The sequence below is a fragment of the Dietzia sp. CW19 genome (assembly GCF_014145265.1).
GTDB lineage: Bacteria > Actinomycetota > Actinomycetes > Mycobacteriales > Mycobacteriaceae > Dietzia > Dietzia natronolimnaea.
On record NZ_JAALEE010000186.1, the window covers coordinates 1 to 2,952 of the forward strand.

Consider the following 2,952-nt stretch of genomic DNA (forward strand, 5'->3'; position numbering starts at 1 on the left):
GGCGCCGTCCCCGTCCGTCAAGCGCGCGGGCAGGGACCCCGTGGCCGGCGACGTGCTGCGGTTCCACGGCTTCGGCGCCACCTCGCCCGGCGGTCAGCGCGCCGCGGAGCTGCGCACCGGACTCACCCGCCTCGAGCGGATGGAGCCGCGGGGCGGATCCCGCATCGGCCGGTCCCACACCATCCAGGGCGGATACGGGGCCGGGGACTCCGGCGGGCCCGTCTTCCACGGCGACCTGCTGGTGGGCATCCATTCCGGTTCCGACCACGCACGACGCCAGCCCGACGGCACCAATCCGGCCTGGTACGAGTCGGTCCCGTTCCAGAACGGTTGGATCGACTGGATGATCGCCAACCGATGACGACGAGGTACCGGTCGCACCCGGCCGTCACTCACGTGCACCGGACCGCCCGCGTATTTGTCACACTGAACAGATGACCTCGCCGGAGCAGCCGGAGCTCGTGATCCGTCGCGCCTCGCGCGGCGACCTCGATCTGGTGCTGACCGCCGACGACCTGTTCAGCTACCCGCCCACCGCGGAGTGGACCCGGGACTTCCTCGACAACGGATCCAACCTGCTGTTGCTGGCGCTGCAGGACGAGGTCCCGGTGGGCATGTTGGTGGCGGTGGAGACCGGGTACCTGGGCGCCAGCCCGGACCTGTTCGTCTACGGGATCCGGGTGAGCGAACCGCTGCGTGGCCGCGGGATCGCCCATCAACTGGTGGACAAGGCGCTCGGCATCGCCGAGGAGGCCGGCTGTCGCAGGCTGTGGGGGTCGATGCACCACGACCAGGAGCTGGGCGCCGACTCCCCGCTCTCCCCGCCGGAGGCGACCACGGGGTCCACGACCTTCGTCATCCCGATTCCGTGAGACCCCGCGGAACCGTGTATCGTGACCGCCATGCAGCGCGTGCTCCTTCTTGGGTGCCGCGGCGGGGCCCGCTGAGGCGGACCGGCTCCCCGTCGCGGGATCCCGTCGCGCCGGTCCGATCCCTACAGATCGAATCCACGGAAGTAGAGCCCCGCAATGAATCCCGCTGACGCATTCGTCTCGTCGTCGTCGACCATCACTCCCCCCTCCAAGCCCGGACGCCCCGACCAACCGTCGTGGAACCGACAGAAGGGCTCCTCGATGCCGGCCCACCGGTACCGGCCCTTCGCGGAGGAGGTCGAGGACGTCTCGCTGCCCGACCGCACCTGGCCGGACAAGGTCATCACCCACGCGCCCCAGTGGTGCGCCGTGGATCTGCGCGACGGCAACCAGGCGCTGATCGACCCCATGAGCCCGGCCCGCAAGCGCCGGATGTTCGAACTGCTGGTCCGCATGGGCTACAAGGAGATCGAGGTCGGGTTCCCGTCTGCCTCGCAGACCGACTACGACTTCGTCCGCGAGATCATCGAGGACGAGGCGATCCCCTCCGACGTCACCATCCAGGTGCTGGTGCAGTGTCGCGAGGACCTGATCCGCCGCACGTTCGAGGCGTGCGAGGGCGCGTCCAACGTGATCGTGCACTTCTACAACTCCACCTCGATCCTGCAGCGCAAGGTCGTGTTCCGGAAGGACCGCGACGCGATCAAGAAGATCGCCACCGACGCCGCCGAGCTGGTGACCGCCATCGCGAAGGACTACCCGGACACCAACTGGCGCTGGGAGTACTCCCCCGAGTCGTTCACCGGCACCGAGCTCGCGTTCTCCAAGGAGGTCTGCGACGCCGTCACCGAGGTCGTGGGCGCCACGCCGGAGAACCCGATCATCCTCAACCTGCCGGCGACGGTCGAGATGGCCACGCCCAACGTGTACGCCGACCAGATCGAGTGGATGCACCGCAATCTGGCGCGCCGCGACTCCACGATCCTGTCGCTGCACCCGCACAACGACCGTGGCACCGGCGTCGCGGCCGCCGAACTGGCGTTCCAGGCCGGCGCCGACCGCATCGAGGGCTGCCTGTTCGGCAACGGCGAGCGCACCGGCAACGTCTGCCTGGTGACGCTGGGCATGAACCTGCTCACCCGCGGCGTCGACCCGCAGATCAACTTCTCGGACATGGACGAGATCCGCCGCACCGTCGAGTACGCCAACCAGCTGCGCGTACCCGAGCGTCATCCCTACGGCGGCGACCTGGTCTTCACCGCCTTCTCGGGCTCGCACCAGGACGCGATCAACAAGGGCTTCGACGCTCTGCAGGTCGAGGCCGACGCGCGCGGCGAGGACATCACCGACATCACGTGGGAGGTCCCCTACCTGCCCGTGGACCCCAAGGACGAGGGCCGCACCTACGAGGCCGTGATCCGCGTGAACTCGCAGTCCGGCAAGGGCGGCGTGGCCTACATCATGAAGAGCGATTACGGCCTGCAGCTGCCGCGGCGCCTGCAGATGGAGTTCTCCGCCCTGGTGCAGAACGTCACCGATTCCGAGGGTGGCGAGGTCACGCCCAAGCAGATGTGGGACATCTTCACCCTCGAGTACCTGGACCGCGTCTCCCCCATGGAGCGGATCTCCCAGCAGCTCGACCCGGCCGAGACCGACGACGGCGTGGACTCGATCGACGCCGTGGTCAAGTGGAAGGGCGAGACCAAGGAGCTGACGGGGTCCGGTAACGGCCCCCTGGCGGCGTTCGTCGCCGCGCTCAACGAGATGTTCGACGACGAGGTGCGCATCCTCGACTACTCGGAGCACGCCATGACCGCCGGCGACGACGCCACCGCGGCGGCGTACGTCGAGGTGCAGTTCGGCAACCGGGTGTTCTGGGGCGTCGGCCGGGCCGGTTCCATCACCACCGCGACACTGCGCGCCGTGGTCTCGGCCGTGAACCGCGCGTACGCCGACGAGGCCGTGGTCCCCGACGAGACAGTGGGCAGCACCGTGGGCGCCCGGACCTGGGCCCCCTGACGCCTGGGGGCTGCTCCCCCGGGGGCCGGCCCCGTCGAGAAGAGCGTTCCGCACACATCGC

Annotated in this window: 3 protein-coding genes; all 3 read left to right on the top strand. The window is 69.2% G+C overall.

What is annotated here, in order from left to right; all coding sequences use genetic code 11:
* On the top strand, positions 1-361 hold a 361-nt coding region (locus tag G6021_RS06400), incomplete at its 5' end, for a trypsin-like serine protease (RefSeq protein ID WP_182639875.1).
* Between the two features lie 73 nt (positions 362-434).
* Entirely contained in the window at positions 435-872 is a 438-nt protein-coding gene (locus tag G6021_RS06405; protein ID WP_179524341.1) for a GNAT family N-acetyltransferase, read from the top strand.
* Between the two features lie 156 nt (positions 873-1,028).
* The gene (leuA, locus tag G6021_RS06410) at positions 1,029-2,891 is read left to right on the top strand and encodes a 2-isopropylmalate synthase (protein WP_179524340.1); all 1,863 of its coding nucleotides are present in this window, start codon (positions 1,029-1,031) and stop codon (positions 2,889-2,891) included.
* Positions 2,892-2,952: the final 61 nt, after the last annotated feature.

What these genes read in the sequence shown, in the direction of transcription:
- G6021_RS06405 (WP_179524341.1), top strand. Translation starts at nt 435, where the DNA reads ATGACCTCGCCGGAGCAGCCGGAGCTCGTGATCCGTCGCGCCTCGCGC.
- leuA (WP_179524340.1), top strand. Translation starts at nt 1,029, where the DNA reads ATGAATCCCGCTGACGCATTCGTCTCGTCGTCGTCGACCATCACTCCC.